The 18,970-nt window shown below is 64.5% G+C and carries 15 protein-coding genes; 1 reads left to right on the forward strand and 14 read right to left on the reverse strand.

The window, feature by feature from the left end:
- Nucleotides 1–4: 4 nt before the first annotated feature.
- The 12 genes from H4I92_RS05065 to H4I92_RS05120 form a co-directional block, all read right to left on the reverse strand.
- Entirely contained in the window at nt 5–823 is an 819-nt protein-coding gene (locus tag H4I92_RS05065) for a UDP-2,3-diacylglucosamine diphosphatase (RefSeq protein ID WP_143512760.1), read from the reverse strand.
- 77 nt (nt 824–900) lie between these two features.
- Nucleotides 901–2,820 (reverse strand): M48 family metallopeptidase, encoded by a 1,920-nt coding sequence (locus H4I92_RS05070; protein WP_077529575.1) that lies wholly within the window; start codon nt 2,818–2,820, stop codon nt 901–903.
- A 14-nt stretch (nt 2,821–2,834) separates the two neighbouring features.
- Nucleotides 2,835–3,428, reverse strand: coding sequence for a LemA family protein (locus H4I92_RS05075; RefSeq protein WP_077529576.1), 594 nt, complete (start codon nt 3,426–3,428; stop codon nt 2,835–2,837).
- 184 nt (nt 3,429–3,612) lie between these two features.
- Nucleotides 3,613–4,272: an OmpW/AlkL family protein gene (locus H4I92_RS05080; RefSeq protein ID WP_077529577.1), complete on the reverse strand. Its 660-nt coding sequence runs from the start codon at nt 4,270–4,272 to the stop codon at nt 3,613–3,615.
- A gap of 154 nt (nt 4,273–4,426) precedes the next feature.
- Nucleotides 4,427–4,792, reverse strand: a complete 366-nt coding sequence (gene nirD, locus H4I92_RS05085) for a nitrite reductase small subunit NirD (protein ID WP_077529578.1) — start codon at nt 4,790–4,792, stop codon at nt 4,427–4,429.
- 11 nt (nt 4,793–4,803) lie between these two features.
- The gene (nirB, locus tag H4I92_RS05090; RefSeq protein ID WP_077529579.1) at nt 4,804–7,341 is read right to left on the reverse strand and encodes a nitrite reductase large subunit NirB; all 2,538 of its coding nucleotides are present in this window, start codon (nt 7,339–7,341) and stop codon (nt 4,804–4,806) included.
- Between the two features lie 33 nt (nt 7,342–7,374).
- The gene (locus H4I92_RS05095) at nt 7,375–8,583 is read right to left on the reverse strand and encodes an NAD(P)/FAD-dependent oxidoreductase (RefSeq protein ID WP_077529580.1); all 1,209 of its coding nucleotides are present in this window, start codon (nt 8,581–8,583) and stop codon (nt 7,375–7,377) included.
- Nucleotides 8,584–8,827: 244 nt separating this feature from the next.
- Entirely contained in the window at nt 8,828–9,679 is an 852-nt protein-coding gene (locus H4I92_RS05100; RefSeq protein ID WP_077529581.1) for an ABC transporter ATP-binding protein, read from the reverse strand.
- Nucleotides 9,680–9,696: 17 nt separating this feature from the next.
- Nucleotides 9,697–10,689: an ABC transporter permease gene (locus H4I92_RS05105; protein WP_077529582.1), complete on the reverse strand. Its 993-nt coding sequence runs from the start codon at nt 10,687–10,689 to the stop codon at nt 9,697–9,699.
- Between the two features lie 18 nt (nt 10,690–10,707).
- Nucleotides 10,708–12,087, reverse strand: a complete 1,380-nt coding sequence (locus H4I92_RS05110; RefSeq protein ID WP_077529583.1) for a CmpA/NrtA family ABC transporter substrate-binding protein — start codon at nt 12,085–12,087, stop codon at nt 10,708–10,710.
- Between the two features lie 297 nt (nt 12,088–12,384).
- Nucleotides 12,385–13,548, reverse strand: coding sequence for a CmpA/NrtA family ABC transporter substrate-binding protein (locus tag H4I92_RS05115; RefSeq protein ID WP_179105627.1), 1,164 nt, complete (start codon nt 13,546–13,548; stop codon nt 12,385–12,387).
- Nucleotides 13,541–14,167 (reverse strand): ANTAR domain-containing response regulator, encoded by a 627-nt coding sequence (locus H4I92_RS05120; RefSeq protein WP_077529585.1) that lies wholly within the window; start codon nt 14,165–14,167, stop codon nt 13,541–13,543. The genes H4I92_RS05115 and H4I92_RS05120 overlap by 8 nt, the downstream gene beginning before the upstream one ends.
- A 300-nt stretch (nt 14,168–14,467) precedes the next feature.
- Here H4I92_RS05120 and H4I92_RS05125 point away from each other — a divergent pair, with 300 nt between their 5' ends.
- Complete coding sequence (locus tag H4I92_RS05125) at nt 14,468–17,122, forward strand: nitrate reductase (RefSeq protein WP_077529586.1); 2,655 nt, start codon at nt 14,468–14,470, stop codon at nt 17,120–17,122.
- Here H4I92_RS05125 and H4I92_RS05130 read toward each other — a convergent pair.
- The gene (locus H4I92_RS05130) at nt 17,073–18,251 is read right to left on the reverse strand and encodes an MFS transporter (RefSeq protein ID WP_077529587.1); all 1,179 of its coding nucleotides are present in this window, start codon (nt 18,249–18,251) and stop codon (nt 17,073–17,075) included. The two genes, H4I92_RS05125 and H4I92_RS05130, sit on opposite strands and share 50 nt — an antisense overlap.
- Before the next feature lie 37 nt (nt 18,252–18,288).
- Nucleotides 18,289–18,960, reverse strand: a complete 672-nt coding sequence (gene can / locus H4I92_RS05135; protein WP_245800850.1) for a carbonate dehydratase — start codon at nt 18,958–18,960, stop codon at nt 18,289–18,291.
- Nucleotides 18,961–18,970 lie beyond the last annotated feature (10 nt).

Raw genomic sequence — 18,970 nt, forward strand, 5'->3', positions numbered from 1 at the left:
AAGATCAGGCGACGCGGTTGGCGGCAACCCCGCTGCCCACCGCCGGCTCCGGGGCATGCTCGGGGCCCGGCTCATACGCCAGCACCCGGGGCTCTTCGGACCAGTGCAGCAGGCTGAGCCGGCCACCACTGTCCTCGACCAGGGCCGTGCAGTGTTCGGTCCAGTCGCCGTCGTTGCAGTACAGCCCCTCACGACCCCGATGGAACCCCGCGGAATGGATGTGACCGCAAATGGTGCCATCGGCCTTCTGCCGACCCGCCGCCGTCAGTGCCGCCTGCTCGAAGCGGGCAATGTAGGCACGCGCACGGGCAAGCCGCTGCTTGATATAGGCCGCCAGGGACCAGTAGCCCTTGCCCCGGGCTCGACGCCAGTGGTTCAGCCAGCGGTTCAGGCGCACCAGCACCCCGTGCATCGGGTTGCCGACCAGCCACAGCAGCGGACTGCAGCGCACCGCATGGTCGAATTCGTCACCGTGACAGACCCGGAAATGCCGACCGTCCGCCGTGGTATGCCAGTCCGCGAGGCGCATTTCGATCCCGGCTAGGGACTGCCCGCAGAACGAGCGCATGAACTCATCATGATTCCCGGGCACGTAGATGACCTGGCGGCCCTCCGCCGCCAGCGTCACCAGGCGACGGATGACGGCCAGGTGGCTCTCAGGCAGGTAGACCCGTCGCTGCATGGCAATCAGGTCGATGACATCGCCCACCAGGTAGATCCGCTCGGCCTCCACGGTATCGAGGAAGCTGAGCAGGTAGGACGCCTGGCAGTCCGGCGACCCCAGGTGCAGGTCGGATATGAAAACGGTTCGATATCGGTACACGGCCACCCCCGGTTCATTGCATGCCATTCATGTTCAATGGTGCGGACCGGTAATGACCGGAGGGTGACCGGGGGATTTCAATCCGGTGACGATTCACCGGGCGGCAACGGCGGCATGGGGCAGTCGAGTTGATCGGCAATGATGCGCAGCAGCTCGTACTCGCGCGGGCTGACCCGCCCGTCGTCCTGGATGCAGTGAACACAGGCATCAATGATGGCGGGCTTGAGCATCGCCGGCAGCCCGTCCAGCCGCCCCAGCGACTGCAGCAGCCTGCGGGCACCGGTGCCCTCGCCGGAAGGCGGCTGCGCCTCCGTTTCGAACCCCGCCATGGCTTCTCGGTACAGGGGCCCGGCATCGGCGCGGGTACCCGCCGATGCCATCAGCCACAACAGCCGGCGGATATCCGGCATGACCGGCCCGTAGCGACGATGGACAACTTTCCGGTTGCGACCCGCCCGTCTTCCGAGATGATGCTTGAGGAAGCCCAGGATGGCGATGTCGTGCAGGCGGGCGCCGCGATCCTCCCGGATCAGTTGCTCCATGTCCCGCAGTAACTGGCGTTTCGCCGGAGCCTCCAGTTCCCGCAGTGCCGGCAGCGACAGCTCCACCAGCGGCAACCGATAGGCCGGGCCCAGGTCGCGCAGTGTCTGGATCATCTGGCGCACCAGAAGCGGGTCAATCGCCACCGCCCCCACGGGCTCCAGCTCCGGGAGCCATTGGTCGAGGGACACGTGATCCGCCTCCTCCAGCGCCAGAGCCAGGCACAGGTGAACCGCGCCCTCGGCGCCGTGCAGCTGCCGGTTCAGGCCACCGGGCAGCGCGGCAAGCAGCGAGCGGACATGACAGGTGCCGGACTCGCTGAGCGCCCCCACCGACGCGGCACCACTGCCGATATCAAGGCCACCCGCCCCCGAGAATCCCATGGCGGCAGCTTCCCCGCTCAGCGCGGATGGCGGCGCCTCGCCCTGCTCCCGCGCCGCCTTGCGGTTACGGGATTTCATGCGTACCAGCAGGGTTTCATCAATGGCGTTGAGCCGTGCCTCAATGGGCGGGTGGGATGCCAGCAGCCGTGCCAGTGAAACACTTTCCCCGAAACACAGGTGGTTCAGGTCCTCGGCATGACTGGTGGCCCTGAGCTGCGACCCGGCGTCGGCCACCCCGATCCGGTACAGCGCTCCCCCGATCCCTTCCGGGTTGCGGGTGAACTGGACAGCGGCGGCATCCGCCAGGTACTCACGCTGACGCGAGACGGCGGACTTGATGACACGCCCCATGAAAAGCCCGACGTAACCCACGATCACCAGCACGGCGCCCACCATCACAAGGGTGCCATCGTAACGACGCCGGTGGTGATGGCCGCTCCAGCCCCAGATGCCGAACCGCACCAGGTACTGGCCCAGCTGACCGATCAGCAGGATGCCTGCCAGCATCGAGATCAGCCGCACGTTGATGCGCATGTCGCCGTTGAGGATATGGCTGAACTCATGGGCCACGACGCCCTGGAGTTCATCGCGGCTTAGCTCATTGAGCGTTCCCCGGGTTACCACCAGCACCGCCTCGTTAGGCTGGTAGCCGGCCACGAAGGCGTTGATGGCCGATTCCTGGTCCATCACGAACAGCTGGGGCACCGTAACCCCGCTGGCCAGGGCCATTTCCTCGGTGACGTTGCGCAGCTGACGCTCGCCACTGTCGGCCGTACCCGCCGCGACCGGTCGCGCGCCCGCCATACGCGCAACCCGTTCGCCGCCACGGCGCAGGTCCGCGTAACGGTAGAGCGACCCCATGGCCACGATGGCCGCCACGGTGCCGGTCACGAGCCAGCCGGGCTCTGACAGGAGCCACTCCAGGAACGGTACCGGGTAGTGGACCCAGAAGACGTAGAAGCCGTAGAGCACGGCCGAGACCGCCAGGATGATAAGGCTCACGGCCAGCAGGAACAGCTGGATCAGCACCAGCGACTGGCGCCGTGCCCTGTCCTGGCGTTCGAAAAAGCGCATGGCGGGCTAACCCTTCAGCTGAAGGAAACGGACGGCGGTTCGCTCAGCGCCTCGGTATCAAACTCCAGCAGCCCGGCGGATTTGAAGGCGAAGAACCCGGCCATGAAATTATTGGGGAACTTCTCCCGGTAGGTGTTGTAGTCCATCACCGAATCGTTGAAGGACTGGCGCGCGAAGGCAATGCGGTTCTCCGTGGAGGACAGCTCCTCCATGAGCTGCTGCATGGTCTCGTCGGCCTTGAGGTCCGGGTAGTTCTCCGCCACCGCGTAGAGACCGCCCAGGGCCTTAGTGAGCATGTTCTCGGCACTGGCGAGGCCGTTCATCTTCTGGCCGTCCCCCGGATCCTTCCGGGCATTATCCTGGGCCTGCATGGCCCCGCTGCGGGCTTCCGTGACCCGGGCCAGCGTCTCACGCTCATGGGTGAGATACCCCTGCGCTGTTTCAACGAGGTTGGGGATCAGGTCATGCCGGCGCTTGAGCTGGACGTCAATCTGCGCAAAGGCGTTCTTGAAGCGGTTCTTCAGCGTGACCAGGTGGTTGTAGATGTAGATCGCGTAGCCGACGACCAGAACGATCACCGCCAGGCCGATCAGGGTGGTTGTATCCATACGCTCAATCCTCCTCAGGTCCGGATCCTGAGCTGGATTAAAGAGGAAAAATCACGATAACGCCAGTTTATCGAATCCTTTCCGGGATAAGTGGAATGATCACCCATGGAGCAGGATAGGCAGGAATAGTAAGGGAAGAGCATGAACGGACGTCGATTGACGCCCGCTCACAAAGGCGCTGTCTTCAGAAGCTGTAGCCGACATGGAGGCGGTAAATCATGGGATCAATCTCCACCGTACCGATGTCGGCGCCGTTGAGCTTGGCATCCGTCTCAATATCCGCGTAATAGGCCGCTGCACCGACACTCCAGTTTTCATCCAGCGGAACATCCACGCCCACCTGAGCCGCGAAGCCAACAGAGTCGTCCAAGCTCAGGTCCTGCGCGCCAGTTGCAGTTTTACCGGTGCTGTTCAGCTTTTCATCCCAGAAGGTCGTATAGTTTACCCCTGCCCCCACATAGGGCTTAAAGGCAAGCCCCTGGCCGGCAAGAGGGAACCACGAGACTGTCACCGTAGGGGGAAGGTGCTTGGTTGAACCAACGCTTGAGCCACCAAGCTGGCTGGCCTCGATATCATGCTCAAAGGGCGTGGCGGCCAGAAGGTTCACACTCATGTTGTCCGTCATCATGTAACTGATGCTGGCACCCGCCTGGATGTCCGAATCCACACGAAGGTCAAAAGCCCCCCCCGCGACGGAGGAATAGCTGCCACCAGGCACCACGCTGGCAATACCGCCACGGACAATGGTGTCACCCTTGTCGTAGGCCAAAACAGGGGCAGCTGCGCCAATGGCACTGATGGAAAGGGCAGCGATGAGGGATTGACGAATAGGGGTCACTTTCATGGTCGGGCTCCTGCCGTTGGATATGGCACCAGTTTACGCCCATTACGGACCAAAAAGGATTGACCTATCTCATTGTTTTTGAATTTGATTTTCGTCAAAAACTACCCTTTCCGCCGAACAGAACCCCTTCCAGTTTCCCCGCAGGATCCCAGGCTCAGGCCGCAGCGCCCTGGCCCTGATCCTGCGGCGCGAGCTGCAGTTGGTCACCGTCCAGGTGCACGGCGTAGGTCCGCAGCCGGTGGCTGTCATCCTCCAGGCAGCGGCCATCGAGCAGCGAGAAATGTTTCTTGTACAGCGGCGTCGCCACTACGGGCTCGCCCTGGATGTCGCCCACGATTCCCCGGGCGATGATGTTCACGCCGGAGATCGGGCAGTAGTTGTCCACCGCGAACAGGGATTGCTCCAGCTCCGGAATATGGAAGATGGCCACCTGGCGGTCACCGACGCGCGCGCCAATGCCCGCGCCCGGTACCAGGTCGGCTTTACTGCCCACATGGGTCCATTCATTCTGCTGTGTCATATGAATCCTCCTCAGACGGATACCGCCGGAATGCGTTCCAGCTTCTCTTCGGCCGTGGCCGGGCGCGGCTGCTCGCGCTCTTCCACCGTGACCACGTAGGGGTCGTCGCCGTCGTCGTTGATCATCTGGCGGAAGCGCTTGAGCTTCTCCGGGTCCTCGAGCGTGGTCTTCCATTCGCACTGGTAGTTCTCGATCAGCCGCGCCATCTGGTTATCCAGGTCTTCGGCGATGCCCAGTGAGTCGTTGACGACCACGTCGTAGACGTAATCCAGGCCGCCTTCCAGGTTCTCCAGCCAGCGCGCGGTGCGCTGCAGCCGGTCCGCGGTCCGGATGTAGAGCATCATGAACCGGTCAACGAACCGGATGAGCGAGTCGGTGTCCAGGTCCTGGGCGAAGAGATCGGCGTGGCGCGGCCGCATGCCGCCGTTGCCCGCCACATAGAGGTTCCAGCCGTTCTCGGTGGCGATCACGCCAAAGTCCTTGCTCTGGGCCTCGGCACACTCGCGGGTGCAGCCGCTGACCCCGAACTTGATCTTGTGCGGCGCGCGGATGCCTTTGTAGCGGTGCTCCAGGTCGATGGCGAGCTGCACGCTGTCCTGCACGCCGTAACGGCACCAGGTACTGCCCACGCAGCTCTTCACGGTCCGCAGGGCCTTGCCGTACGCATGCCCCGTTTCAAAACCGGCATCCACAAGACGCTGCCAGATGGAGGGCAGATCATTGAGCTTGGCCCCGAAGAGGTCCACCCGCTGGCCGCCGGTGATCTTGGTGTAGAGTTCGAATTCCTTGGCCACCTCGCCCAGGGTGATCAGCTTATCCGGCGTGATCTCGCCGCCGGCGACACGGGGCACCACGGAGAAGGTCCCGTCCTTCTGCATGTTGGCGAGGAAGGTATCGTTGGTGTCCTGCAGGCCCACGTGTTCCGGGTTGAGCACGTACTCGTTCCAGGTGGAAGCCAGGATCGAGGCCACCGCCGGCTTGCAGATGTCGCAGCCGAGGCCATGGCCGTGATTCTTCAGCAGGGTATGGAAATCATGGATGCCCTCGACGCGGATGATGTGCTCGAGCTCCTGGCGCGTGTACTGGAAGTGCTCGCAGACGCTGTTGTCCACCTCCATACCCAACGCCGCCATCTCGTGGTCGACGATCTCCTTGAGCTGGCCAGCGCAGCCACCGCAGCCGGTACCCGCCTTGGTCGCGGCCTTAACGTCCCCGACCGAGGTGTACCCGTCGTGTACGTACTGGACGATGTCGCCCTTGGTGACGTTATGGCAGGAACAGATGCCGGCGGTCTCCGGCAGGGCATCTACGCCCAGCGCCGGGGCACCGCCCTCGCTGGCCGGCAGGATCAGGGATTCCGGGTTGTCCGGCAGTTCCAGGCCGTTCAGGGCATACTGGAGGAGGGTGTCGTAATAGCTGTTATCCCCCACCAGCATCGCACCCAGGAGCTGCTTGCCGTCGGCGGAGACCACCAGCTTGCGGTACTCCTGGGCGATGCCGTTGGTGTAGCGGTAGAAGCGCGCCCCAGGGTTCTGGTTGCCGTGGGCATCACCGATCGCACCCACGTCCACGCCCATGAGCTTGAGCTTGGTGCTCATGTCCGCCCCGGTGAAGGCCCGGTCGCCCCCGGTAAGGGTGTCGAGGGCGGCCTTGGCCATCTGGTAGCCCGGGCCGACCAGGCCGAAGATGCTGTCGTTCCACAGCGCCACCTCACCGATGGCGAGGACGTCGGGATCACTGGTGCGGCAGTGATCGTCAATCACGACGCCCCCGCGTTCGCCCATGGTCAGGCCGGCGTCGCGCGCCAGTTCATCGCGCGGACGGATGCCGGCGGAGAATACAACCAGGTCCGTCTCCAGCAGCCGGTCATCCTGGAAGACCATCTGGTGCCGGGCATTGGTGCCCGCCTCGATGCGCTGGGTCACGCGGCCGGTCAACACCTGAACGCCCAGTTCCTCGATCTTCTCGCGCAGGATGCCGCCGCCCTCTTCGTCGACCTGAACCGGCATCAGCCGGGGCGCGAACTCCACCACGGCCGTGTCCAGGTCCAGCTCGCGCAGGGCGTTGGCCGCCTCCAGACCCAGGAGGCCACCGCCGACCACCACACCGGTGTTCGACCGGGATGCGGCCTCGCGGATGGCATCCAGATCGTCCAGGGTCCGGTAGACCAGGCAGTCCTCTCGGTCATTGCCCTCGATCGGGGGCACGAAGGGATAGGAGCCGGTGGCCAGCACGAGCTTGTCGTACGGCAGGGTTTCACCGCTGTCCAGGGTGATGGTATGGGCCTCGCGGTCGATGGCCGTGGCCGCCGTGTTCAGCCGCAGCTCGAACCCCCACTGGGCGTACTGGTCCGCCGTGGAAAACGCCAGGTCATCGGCGGACTTGCCCTGGAAGTACTCGGACAGGTGCACGCGGTCGTAGGCGATGTGCCGCTCCTCCCCCAGGACGGTCACATGGAAGCCGTCCGCCTGGCCGCTCTCGGCCAGTTGCTCCAGGAAGTGGTGGCCAACCATGCCGTTGCCGATCACGATCAGGTTCTGTTGTCTCATGACGCTTTCCTCCGGTTGCCAGCGGGCGGCATCTCAGGCCGCCTCGCAGTATGCTTCGCCAAATGCCAGGCTCGCGCGCCAGGCACTGAGATCCGTTCCCCGGCTCAGGTGCTCGAAGAGCCAGGGGCCCATCGATGCGTCGCCATAGAGCACGGCACCCACAAGGCGGTTGTTCTTCAGGAGAAGGCGGCGGTATTCGCCGCCGCGGCGGTCGTGATAGAGGATGGACTCGGTCTCCCGATCACGGGGTTCCGTCTCCCCGCACGAGAACACCTCGACGCCGCTGATTTTGAGACGCGTGGCCACCGGCGCCTCGTCGTAGAGCCTTTGCCCGCCGCAGAGCCGATCGGCGAGAACGGCCGCCTGCCGGTAGACCGGCTCGACCAAGCCATAGGTGTGATCCCGGAACTGACAGCATTCACCCAGCGCCTGGATGCGCTCATCGCTGGTAGTGAGTGTGGCGTCCACATGGATGCCCCGGTCGCATTCCAGCCCGGCATGCTCGGCCACTTCCCGATTCGGCCGGGTCCCGGCGGCAACCACCACCAGATCCGCTGGCAGTTCACGGCCATCCGAAAGGCGAACCGCCTCGACCTGTCCATCGCCTTCGATCCGATCCACGCCGCTGGCCAGATGCAGGGCCATGCCGCGCCGCCGGAGCGCATCCGCGAGCATGCCGCCGGCGGTCTCGTCCAGTTGCCGATTCAGGGGCCAGTGCCCCCGATGCACCACGGACACCGTCATCCCCTGTGCCCTCAGGCCTTCAGCGGCTTCCAGGCCCAGAAAACCGCCACCAAGAACCACGGCATTGCCACCCTTCCGGGCGCGCTCCGCCATCCACCGGGCGTCCTCGAGGGTCCGGAAACCGGTAACGCCCTCCAGCTCGATTCCCTCAATATCCGGCATTGCCGGGCGGGAGCCGGTGGCGATCACGAGCCGGTCATAGGGAATCCGGTGACCAGCCCGGGTAATCACGGCCTGGGAAACACGGTCAATCGAGGCCACACCATCCCCTCGGTGCAGATGGAGGGCCTGTCGCGCGTACCAGCCCGGCTCTGCGAGCGGCAGCGCTTCCGCAGTGGTCTCCCCGGCCATCCAGGGCGACAGCAGTATCCGGTTATAGGCCGGCCCGGGTTCGTCACTGATGACGGTTACACGCCAGCCGTGGCGCTCCTCCGCCAGCAACTCCAGGAGCCGCTGCGTGGCCATGCCGTGTCCGATGATGACGAGCTTTCCGCCCATTCCTGCCTCCGGGGCCCTGCCCCAATAAAAAAGGCGCCTGCCAACCTTCCCGCAGGAAGACCGATCAGGCGCCAGTGCCCTGTTGATTCGCAATGTCCGTGTCTTCAGACACACCCTTCTGGTAGCAGGTTGCATGCCAACATTGAATACCCCTATAGATCAGTTACTTGAAGCACAAATCGACTCAACGCGGGGGCGCAACCGGAACCCTGCTGGTGCACGCCCGCGCGCCAGTGCACCAGAATCAGGCGTTAACAGCGTCCGCATCCGATGCTGGACGGGCGGTTCGCTGGGGCATGGGCGTTACCTTCTGCTGCTTCTCGTAGAGGAAGCTCAGCACCGACTGCCGGCAGCGGTTGTACTCGGGGCAGTCCGCCAGCGCCACCCGATCGCGAGGGCGTTCCAGCGGAACATCCAGAACCTCGCCGATGCTCGCCGCCGGCCCGTTGGTCATCATCACGATGCGGTCGGACAGCAATACCGCCTCGTCCACGTCGTGGGTGATCATGATGACGGTGCTGTTGAGCTCACGCTGGATCTCCATCAGCGAATCCTGAAGGTGCGCCCTGGTGAGCGCGTCCAGGGCCCCGAAGGGTTCGTCCATCAGCAGCACCTTCGGCTGCATCGCCAGGGCCCGCGCGATGCCCACGCGCTGGCGCATGCCGCCGGAGAGTTCATCCGGGCGCTTGTCGAGCGCATGACCCATGTGCACCAGCTCCAGATTGTGGATGATCCAGTCCCGGCGCTGCTCGCGCGTCATGGAACGGCGGAACACCTGGCGCACCGCCAGCTCCACATTGCCGTAGGCGCTCAGCCAGGGCATCAGCGAATGGTTCTGGAAGACCACGGCCCGTTCCGGACCGGGTTCGGTGACCTCGCGCCCATCCAGCAGGCAACCACCCCGACTCGCCCGCATCAGCCCGGCGATGATGTTGAGCACCGTGGACTTGCCGCAGCCGGAGTGGCCGATCAGGGAAATGAATTCCCCTTCGTTGACGCGGAGATTGACGTCCTCCAGGGCCGTGAAGGTGCCGCCTTTGACGGGAAAACCCATGCCCACGGAAGACAGCTCAAGATGGGGACGTGAATGACTCATGGGGAAACCTCCCTTGTTCAGTGTGTGGCGCTGGCGCGATCCCAGGAGAGCAGGCGCTGCAACGTCAGCATGCCGCGGTCCAGCACCAGCCCGATCAGGCCAATGACGATCACGGCGACCATGATGCGGCCCAGTGATTCGCTGCTGCCGTTCTGGAATTCATCCCAGACGAACTTGCCGAGCCCGGGGCTCTGGGCGAGCATCTCGGCGGCGATCAGCACCATCCAGGCAATGCCCAGCGACAGCCGCAGGCCGGTGAAGATCATGGGTATGGCGGAGGGCAGCACCACCCGCCAGACATGGGTGAAAAAACCCAGCCGCAGGACCTGGCTGACGTTGCGCAGGTCCTGGCTCACCGCATTCACGCCCATGATGGTGTTCACCAGCGTGGGCCAGAGGCTGCACAGCGAGACCGTGACCATCGAGGTTATGAAGGCGCGCGAAACCATCGGGTCCTCAACCGTGTAGGTGGCGGATACCACCAGCGTGACGATGGGCAGCCAGGCCAGTGGTGACACCGGCTTGAACACCTGGATCACCGGATTCACCGCCTCGTACAGGTACCGGTTCAGCCCCACGACAATGCCCAGGGGAATCGCCACCAGCGAGGCCAGGACAAAGCCCGAGAACACCGTCCCCAGGCTCGTCAGGATCTGGTCAATGAAGGTTTCCTTGCCGCTGTAGGGGCGGATCCGCACTTCGGCGTCCGGGTTGCGCTCCAGGATCTGCGCATTGCGTTCCTTCTGCATCTCGATGAACTCGGCGGCGCGCCGCTGCTCCTCGAGATGACCCTCCCAGAGGTTCCCCGCCTGCTCCCAGACGCCCGCCGGCCCGGGCAGGCTGCCCAGGGAGGTGGTAACGTTCTGGGCCGCCATCTGCCACAGCAGGAGGAACACGAGCACGCCCAGTACCGGCATGGTCAGGGCCCTGATGGCCCCCTGGGGATTGAATCCCGCCATCCGTTGCTTCATGAAATCGGTGATCCGTGTCACCGGGGCTGTCTGTTGCATAACGCCATCTCCTGTTGATCAGGGCGTTTCATCGCCGCTGAGGCCGATGTCGAAACTGTTGATGTAGGCATTGGGTTCCCGGCCGTTATAGGCCCGGCCATCGATGAAGTCATCCTGCACCGGCTTGAAGCCGTCGATCTCTTCGAAATCCGGGAAGTCAGAGGCCTCCAGGGTGCCATCCGCCACCAGCGATCGCGCTGCTTTTTCATAGGTGGCGGGTTGGTAGACTTCGCGCGCCTTCTTCATGTACCAGTCATCCGGCTTACGCTCGGAAATCTGGCCCCAGCGCCGCATCTGGGTCATGAACCAGATGGCATCGCTGTAGTAGGGGTAGTTGGCGTTGTGGCGGAAGAAGACGTTGAAGTCCGGCTCCTCGCGCACGTCGCCGGGCTCGTATTCGAAGGTCCCGGTCATGGAGTTGGCGATGACCTCTTCGTCCGCCCCCACGTAACGGGAATCCGAGAGGATCTCGACGGCCTCCTCGCGATTGGCGTTGCCGTTCTCGTCCAGCCAGTGGGCCGCCCGGATCAGCGCCCGGAGCACGCGCAGGTGGGTGTTCGGGTTCTCTTCCGCCCATTCCCGGGTCACGCCGAAGACTTTCTCCGGGTTATGGGGCCAGATGTCATGATTGGTGACCACGGGAACGCCAATGCCCTTGGCAACGGCCTGCTGGTTCCAGGGTTCGCCCACGCAGTAGCCCTGGATGGTGCCGGCCTCCATGGTGGAGGGCATCTGCGGCGGCGGCGTCACGGAAAGCCGGACATCTGCCCCGCTGCGGCCGCTGTTATCACCCTCAAGCGGCTCGTAGAACCCGGGGTGAAGCCCGCCGGCCGCCAGCCAGTAACGGATCTCGTAATTGTGCGTAGAGAGGGGATAAACCATCCCCATGTCGAACGATTCGCCCTCGTCCAGGCTCGATTCCACAACGGGGGCAAGCGCCTCGGCACTGATCGGGTGGGCAGGCTTGCCGTCCTCACGCTTCGGCACATGGGGGCGCATGGCCTCCCAGACATCGTTCGAAACGGTAATGGCATTACCGTTCAGGTCCATGCTGAATGCGGTCACGATGTCGGACTTGTTGCCGCCAACCCCGATGCTGGCCCCGATGGGCTGACCCGCGAGCATATGGGCGCCATCCAGCTCGCCCCGGGCCACGCGATTCTGGAGGACGCGCCAGTTGGACTGGGCCTCCAGGTCCACGAACAGGCCCTCGTCGAAGAAAAAATGCTTCTCCTTGGCAATGGCCAACGGGGCCATGTCGGTCAACTTGATGAACCCAAGTTTAAGATCCGGCTGCTCGGGCGGCCCGATTTCCTCGGCGCCCACCGGTAATGCGCTCAGCAGACCCGCTAGCACAAGCGTACCGATTCCGGATCCTCTCCATCTGTTCCCGTTCATTGGACATCTCCCCTGCAACAAACCAAAAAAAAGCGCCTGCCCCCAGTCCGGGAGCAGGCGCCTTTGCCAATGCAATGCTCGTAATCTTGAGTGCAGTTCCTTCTGCACCCGGCCGCCACACCGGTCCGTGCCATGGCAAACCGTCAACCTCTCCGTGGCACACCTGGAATAAAGCAGGAAGTATGCCACCAATTCTTTCCACTGATTTTAAAGGCTTTTACTGCAACCCTTCCCCTTGAAGGCAGGAATCTTCGACCGAATCAGGTGCATCAGGCGGACCCCGTGCACCGGCGCGGATCAGCCCCGACCGGCTGCGGCGATCAGGGCATCCGAGGCCACCTCAACCTGCCCCCGGAATCCTTCGACCACGAACGGCTGACGGTGCTCCCCTTCGTCCTTGTAGTCCATAACCGGCGCATCAAGGCTCAGGCTTTCCGCCACCTCGCGGTAGAGGTCGGGGCGGAAGATACTGCCCAGATCGGGCACCCCCGAAACCTGATCCCCCTGGGTATGCAGCCGCATGCGTGAAAGCAGCCATTCCGCCTGGGAGAGCCATGGGAAATTCGCGCTCTGCCGGAAGAAGTGCTGATGAACCCTGGGGTGGAACAGCCATTGCCCCTGATCCCCGAGAGGCTCAATCGCGCTGCCCAGGTAGTTAGGATGCACCAGTATGCGATGAATGAGTTCACGATTGACCGGGTCATCCAGCCAGCGGCAGCACCGGATCACAGCCCGCATCATCGCCCGGAGTTTTTCCGGGTTGGCCTCCGCCCAGTCGCGGCGAACGCCCAGGACTTTCTCCGGTGCGTTCTGCCAGACCTGACACCCCGTCGCCAGGATCTGCCCCAACCCGTGGTACTCCATCAGCGAGTTCCACGGCTCTCCAACACAGGCCAGATCGACACTGCCGTAGGCCAGCGCGGTCATCATTTCCGGCGGCGGTACCGTTACCAGCTCCAGGCCCGGGCCGGGGGACAGTCCGGCACTGGCAAGCCAGTCGAGCAGCTGCAGATAATGGCTGGACCAGGCGTAGACAATGCCCAGCCTTATGGGTTCATGACTGGAAGCCACCACCCGTGCCAGAGCACGGGCCGCCTCCGAGGGTTCCGAGAGATCGAAGCCGGTGGCGGCCAGCTGCTCATAGAGCGCTCGCCTGGCCGTGATGGCGTTGCCGTTGCGGCTGAGTACCATGGGGCTGATGACAGGGCATGGCGGCGCCCCGAGCCCCATATTGATGGCCAGAGCCATGGGCCCGAGCATCTGGGCGCCGTCGAGCATCCCAACGCCAACACGGTCCCGCAGGCTGGCCCAGGACGGCTGGCGATGCAGACTGACCTCCAGCCCCTCCTCCGCAAAGAACCCTGCCTCCACGGCCATGATCAATGGCGCGGCATCCAGAAGGGGAATAAACCCCAGCCGGATACTGTCACCCATTTCCGCGTCGTTTATCGAGTCAGTCATCCATCGCCTCCGGAGAACCTGCCCCCTCGCCCCCATCCAGCGCCTCGATCAGCTGGCGGGCCACGTCACTGAGTTTCTGGTTCCGGTCCATCGCCAGTTTGCGCATGCTGTGGAACGCCTCATCTTCCGAACAGTTCTGCTGCTTCATTACCAGCCCCTTGGCCCGCTCGATATCCTTACGGTCCTCGAGAGCCGTTCGCGTTTCCTCAAGCTGATGTCGCAGGGACTGGAAGGCCTCGAAGCGCGCCACCGCCACATCCACAATCGGCTTGACCCGGTGCTGCTCAAGCCCGTCCACGATGTAGGCGCTGACACCAGCGTTGACGGCCTGCTGGATCGTGTAGCTGTCGCTGTCATCACTGGCGAAGAACACCACCGGCCGGGGCGCGTGCTCGTTGAGGGCGGACATTGATTCCAGGGTATCCCGGTCCGGTGAATCCATATCGATGATCACCACATCGGGCTCCTCCTGGGCAACGGCCGCCACCAGGCCACGGGTGCTGCTGCGCTGGCCCACCACCTGATAGCCCTCGGAGGTCAGCGCTTCACACACCATCGCCGCCCGTTCCGGCTCGTTGTCCACCAGCATGACCCGCACACCGCTCTGATCCGCTGACATGCTCCATCCTCAACATCGATTCGCGCCAATCCTAAGCAAAAGCCACGCCAGCGCTCGGAGCCCATGGAGTGGGCCTGAATCGCCGTATTCACCGCGACCACTGCCCCAGCGCAGTGCAGCCTGCCCCGTAAAAGGACAGAACCCGGCTTACAGCCCCTCAATGGAGGGCATTTCAGGCAGGCATGGGAAATGCTTGTAGAGGGAAAGCGTACACTATCACAGATCACGGGTACCGAAGCCCGGTCTCCGGCACAGCATGCGTGCCGGGGCCGGGCTTCTTCTGTTCAGGGAGCATCCATCATGGGCTGCAAGACCACCTGCCCTTACTGCGGCGTCGGCTGCGGTGTCGAAGCAACCACCAACAGTAACGGGCTCGACCCCGTACAGGGGGACCCCGATCATCCCGCCAACTCCGGGCGGCTATGCGTAAAAGGTTCCGCCCTGCATGAAACCCTTGGCTCCCATGGCCGACTGACCCGCCCGCGCATCCAGGAGCGTGATACAGACTGGGACGAGGCAATCCGGTACCTGGGCGCAGAGCTCAGCCACCTGATCGACGAACGCGGTGGAGACTCGATTGCGTTTTACCTGTCCGGCCAGCTCCTCACCGAGGACTACTACGTGGCCAACAAGTTCGCCAAGGGCTTCATCGGCACGCCACACGTGGACACCAACTCGCGGCTGTGCATGTCCTCGGCGGTCGCGGCCCACAAGCGTGCCTTCGGTGAGGATGTGGTGCCGGGATGCTACGAGGACCTGGAACTGGCCGACCTGGTGGTGCTTGCCGGTGCCAACCCGGCCTGGAACCACCCGATCCTGTACCAGCGGATGCAGGCAGCGGGCGCCGAGCGGCCCGGACGGCGGATGGTGGTGATCGATCCCCGCCGGACCGCCTCCTGCGACCAGGCCGACCTGCACCTGGCCCTGAAACCCGGCACCGACGCCATCCTCTGGAACGGGCTCCTGGTCTGGCTGGCGGACTCCGGCACGCTGGATCACGCCTGGGTCGACGCCCACTGCAACGATACGGAAGCCGCCCTCCAGGCGGCCCGCGACAGTGCCCCCGATCCGGAAACGGTCGCCGAGCAGTGCGACCTGGCCGTGAATGACGTCCGCACTTTCTATGAGTGGTTCGCCGTCACCCAGCGCACCACCAGCTTCTGGTCCCAGGGCCTGAACCAGTCCCGCTCAGGGACCGACAAGGCCAACGCCATCATCAACTGCCACCTGGCCACCGGTCGTATTGGCCGGCCCGGCGGCACGCCCTTTTCGGTGACCGGCCAGCCCAACGCCATGGGCGGGCGCGAGGTTGGGGGGCTCGCCAACCAGCTGGCAGCCCACATGGACTACGACACACCCGGGGCCCGTGAGGCACTGGCCCATTTCTGGCAGGCCCCGGCCCTGCCAGAGGAACCGGGCCACAAAGCCATCGCCCTCTTCGAGGCCATCGAACGCGGCGAGATCCAGTGCGTCTGGATCATGGCCACCAACCCCCTGGTCTCTCTGCCGGACCCGGAGCGGGCACGCTATGCGCTGGCGCAGTGTCCGCTGGTCATTGTCTCGGACTGTGTGGCCGACACCGATACCCTAGCCCTGGCGGATGTGGTGCTGCCGGCCATGGGATGGGCCGAGAAGGACGGCACCGTCACCAATTCCGAGCGCTGCATCTCGCGCCAACGGGGCCTGATTCCGGCGGTCGGCGAGGCACGCCCGGACTGGTGGATCGTCAGCGCCGTGGCAAGGGCAATGGGGTTCGGTGCGGCGTTTGACTACGAGTCCCCCGCGTCGATCTTCAGGGAACACGCCCGGGCCTCGACTCTTTCAGGCCGCCCGGAGCAGCAGTTCAACCTGGGCTCGCTCGCGGACCTTTCCGACCGCGACTATGACGCAATGACGCCAGTCCGGTGGCCGGTCACACCGGCACATCCCCATGGCCGTGAGCGGCTGTTCGGGGACGGCGCCTTCGCCACGCCGGACAGGCGGGCCTGTTTTGTGCCCATCCAGCCCACGGAACCGGCAAGAGGGCCCACGGTGACCACCCCCCTGAGAGTCACCAGTGGCCGCATCCGCGACCAGTGGCATACCATGACCCGAACCGGCCGTGCAGCGCGCCTGCTCCAGCATTTATGTGAGCCTTTCATCGAAGCCCACCCGAGCGACCTTGCCGCCCACAATCTCGCGGACGGCGACCTGGCCTGGCTCAGCAACGGCCAGGGCCGATACCTGGGACGAGTCAGAGCCAGTGACGGCATGCGTCCCGGGGAGGTGTTCGTGCCGATCCACTGGAACCACCAGTTCACCCCCCAAGGGCTGGCGTCCGCGCTGTTCTCCCGGGTCACGGACCCGGTCTCCGGCCAGCCGGAGACCAAGCACGCCACGGCTGCACTGGTTCCGTTCAACGCCCGCTGGCATGCACGGCTACTCGGCGGGCAGGCGGCACACTGGCCGGACGGACTCTACTGGGCGAGGGTGCCGATGGCACAGACGGACTGCTGGTACCTGGCCGGCAACGGCACTGTGCACGACTGGCCCGGCACTGCTCGCCAGTGGCTGGGCAGAGCGCCCGACTCGGAGATGCGGGATCCGGCGGCCGGGCGCTACCGGGCGGCCTGGTACAAGGGTGAGCAGTTGCAGGCGGTCCTGCTGGTGGAACCCGATAATGACTTCCCCGGCCTCGACTGGCTGGACAGCCTCTTCCAGGCGCCACAACTGGATGACGGTACACGGCGCCGTGTACTGGCAGGGCGTGACAGTGACCAGCCGGACCCAGGCCCCATCATCTGTTCCTGCTACCAGGTTGGTGAACGCCGGATCGAGCAGGCACTGGCGGAAGGCTGCGACTCCGTATCCGCTCTCGGCAGAGCCCTGGGCTGCGGCACGAACTGCGGCTCCTGCGTGCCGGAACTCAGGCAGTTGGTGGAACAGTCCCTGCCCGAACCCTCAGGTGATGGATAAGCGCCAGGGTGCCAGCCACCGGCCCCAGCAGGTAGAAGGCGACCATGGCCTGATCCGGAACCAGTTCCAGCATCAGGCCACCGACCAGCGTGCCGCTGCCAAAACCAATGGTGTGGACGCTGATCAGGCGCCCCGACACCTGCCCCTGGGCATCCGGGCGCCGTGCCCGCAGGATGCTGCCGTACCAGGGAGCGGCCAGGGTAAGCCCGGCGGTGATCAGGCACACCGCGACACCCACTCCGATCACGCTGGATGACGCTGCCAGCAATACGCCACCCAGGGTGAACACGCCCAGCCAGAGACCGCCCAGAACACGGGGCATGGGCGAGAGCCAGCGGTTGCCCAGGGGCCCGGCAAGAACCGCGGAGACAGAAGCCGCCATGAGTACCGTTCCCGTCCACTGGGAAGCGGTTACTGAATCAACGTCAGCCAGATTCTGGATATATGGGCCCAGTGCGAACTGAAGCTGCCCCACCCAGAGGGTGATCACGAACCCCAGTCCATAGAGGGGCCAGTCGTCGTTCCAGGGTGGCGCCACGGCGTTTTCGCGGTTACCGGGCGGCTCCGCTGCCACGCCCGCGGCGAAGTACCACTGCATGAGCCAGAGAGCCACACCGAGCAGAACAATCAGGACCAGCCCCAGCGGCAGGCTCCATATCGCCGCCAGCGCCACGATGCCCGGCCCCATGACACGCCCGGCATGGGTAGAGGCCTGGATGTAGGCCAGTGTCTCGGGCCACTGGGCAACAGGCTTGTCCGCCAGCGCGAAACGCTGGGCCGACGGGAAGACGCCACCTGTAGCAATGCCGTACACCAGGCGCGTCGCGATGGCGATAGCCGCAATCAGGAACGGGGAAGACAGGGCGAGGATGGCGGCAATCAACAGGCCATAACACAGGACGACCAGACCCATGGTCAGGCGCATGATCGGCAGGGCCCCGTGACTGTCCGTACGCCGGCCCCAGACGGGACTGCTCACCGCCACCAGGATCAGGCTGGCGGCCACCAGCACCGACCAGAAGGCGGCCGGCAAGCCGGTGCGCTCAATGATCCAGGGCAGGGTTGCCAGCAGCGAGGACTGGAACAGCCCCATGACGGTGACGGTGGCGACCGCCAGAAACAGTTTCATGCAGGCTCCCGTTGCTGATGATGACCTCGCAACAGGCTTACTCCTGCGGCATGGGTGCTCCCTGGCTCAGGCGCTGCACGGCCTGCTGGCACTGTTCATCGAGTTCTCCGGTACTGCGGACTCCCAGACCCATGTCCCGAAGACGGCCATCCTCCAGGCCATAGATGCAGCCGTGGACCGACAGGTCCTGACCACCCCGCCAGGCATCCGCCACCACCGTGGTGCGGCAGACGTTGGCGACCTGAGCCACCACATTCAACTCACAGAGCTTGTTGACGGCCGCGGACTCATCCGGCTGGGCCGCCAGCAGTTCCCGATGGTCCGCAGCGACGTTCTGGATGTGGCGCAGCCAGTTGTCGATCAGCCCCAGGTGGGCATCCTGATAAGCCGCCTTGACGCCACCGCAGCCGTAATGACCGCAGACGATCACGTGCTTCACCTTCAGGACTTCCACCGCGAACTGCAGCACCGACAGCAGGTTCAGGTCGGTCTGCACCACCACATTGGCCACATTCCGGTGCACGAACAGCTCGCCAGGCATCAGCCCCACCACCTGGTTGGCGGGAACCCGACTGTCGGCACAGCCGATCCAGAGGTATTCCGGTGCCTGCTGCTGGGAGAGCCGCTCAAAGAAGTCCGGGTCCTGCGCCAGCGTGTCCTGGACCCACTGCGCGTTGTTATCAAACAGGTGCTTCAGTGCTTTTGCCAAGGTTCCCCCT

This window comes from Vreelandella halophila (assembly GCF_019903425.1).
Taxonomy (GTDB): Bacteria; Pseudomonadota; Gammaproteobacteria; order Pseudomonadales; family Oleiphilaceae; genus Halospina; species Halospina halophila.

Bases quoted from the DNA above. Each gene is read 5' to 3' on its own strand.
- H4I92_RS05070 (WP_077529575.1), bottom strand. From the start codon at position 2,820: ATGCGCTTTTTCGAACGCCAGGACAGGGCACGGCGCCAGTCGCTGGTG.
- H4I92_RS05075 (WP_077529576.1), bottom strand. From the start codon at position 3,428: ATGGATACAACCACCCTGATCGGCCTGGCGGTGATCGTTCTGGTCGTC.
- H4I92_RS05080 (WP_077529577.1), bottom strand. From the start codon at position 4,272: ATGAAAGTGACCCCTATTCGTCAATCCCTCATCGCTGCCCTTTCCATC.
- nirD (WP_077529578.1), bottom strand. From the start codon at position 4,792: ATGACACAGCAGAATGAATGGACCCATGTGGGCAGTAAAGCCGACCTG.
- nirB (WP_077529579.1), bottom strand. From the start codon at position 7,341: ATGAGACAACAGAACCTGATCGTGATCGGCAACGGCATGGTTGGCCAC.
- H4I92_RS05095 (WP_077529580.1), bottom strand. From the start codon at position 8,583: ATGGGCGGAAAGCTCGTCATCATCGGACACGGCATGGCCACGCAGCGG.
- H4I92_RS05100 (WP_077529581.1), bottom strand. From the start codon at position 9,679: ATGAGTCATTCACGTCCCCATCTTGAGCTGTCTTCCGTGGGCATGGGT.
- H4I92_RS05105 (WP_077529582.1), bottom strand. From the start codon at position 10,689: ATGCAACAGACAGCCCCGGTGACACGGATCACCGATTTCATGAAGCAA.
- H4I92_RS05110 (WP_077529583.1), bottom strand. From the start codon at position 12,087: ATGAACGGGAACAGATGGAGAGGATCCGGAATCGGTACGCTTGTGCTA.
- H4I92_RS05115 (WP_179105627.1), bottom strand. From the start codon at position 13,548: ATGACTGACTCGATAAACGACGCGGAAATGGGTGACAGTATCCGGCTG.
- H4I92_RS05120 (WP_077529585.1), bottom strand. From the start codon at position 14,167: ATGTCAGCGGATCAGAGCGGTGTGCGGGTCATGCTGGTGGACAACGAG.
- H4I92_RS05125 (WP_077529586.1), top strand. From the start codon at position 14,468: ATGGGCTGCAAGACCACCTGCCCTTACTGCGGCGTCGGCTGCGGTGTC.
- H4I92_RS05130 (WP_077529587.1), bottom strand. From the start codon at position 18,251: ATGAAACTGTTTCTGGCGGTCGCCACCGTCACCGTCATGGGGCTGTTC.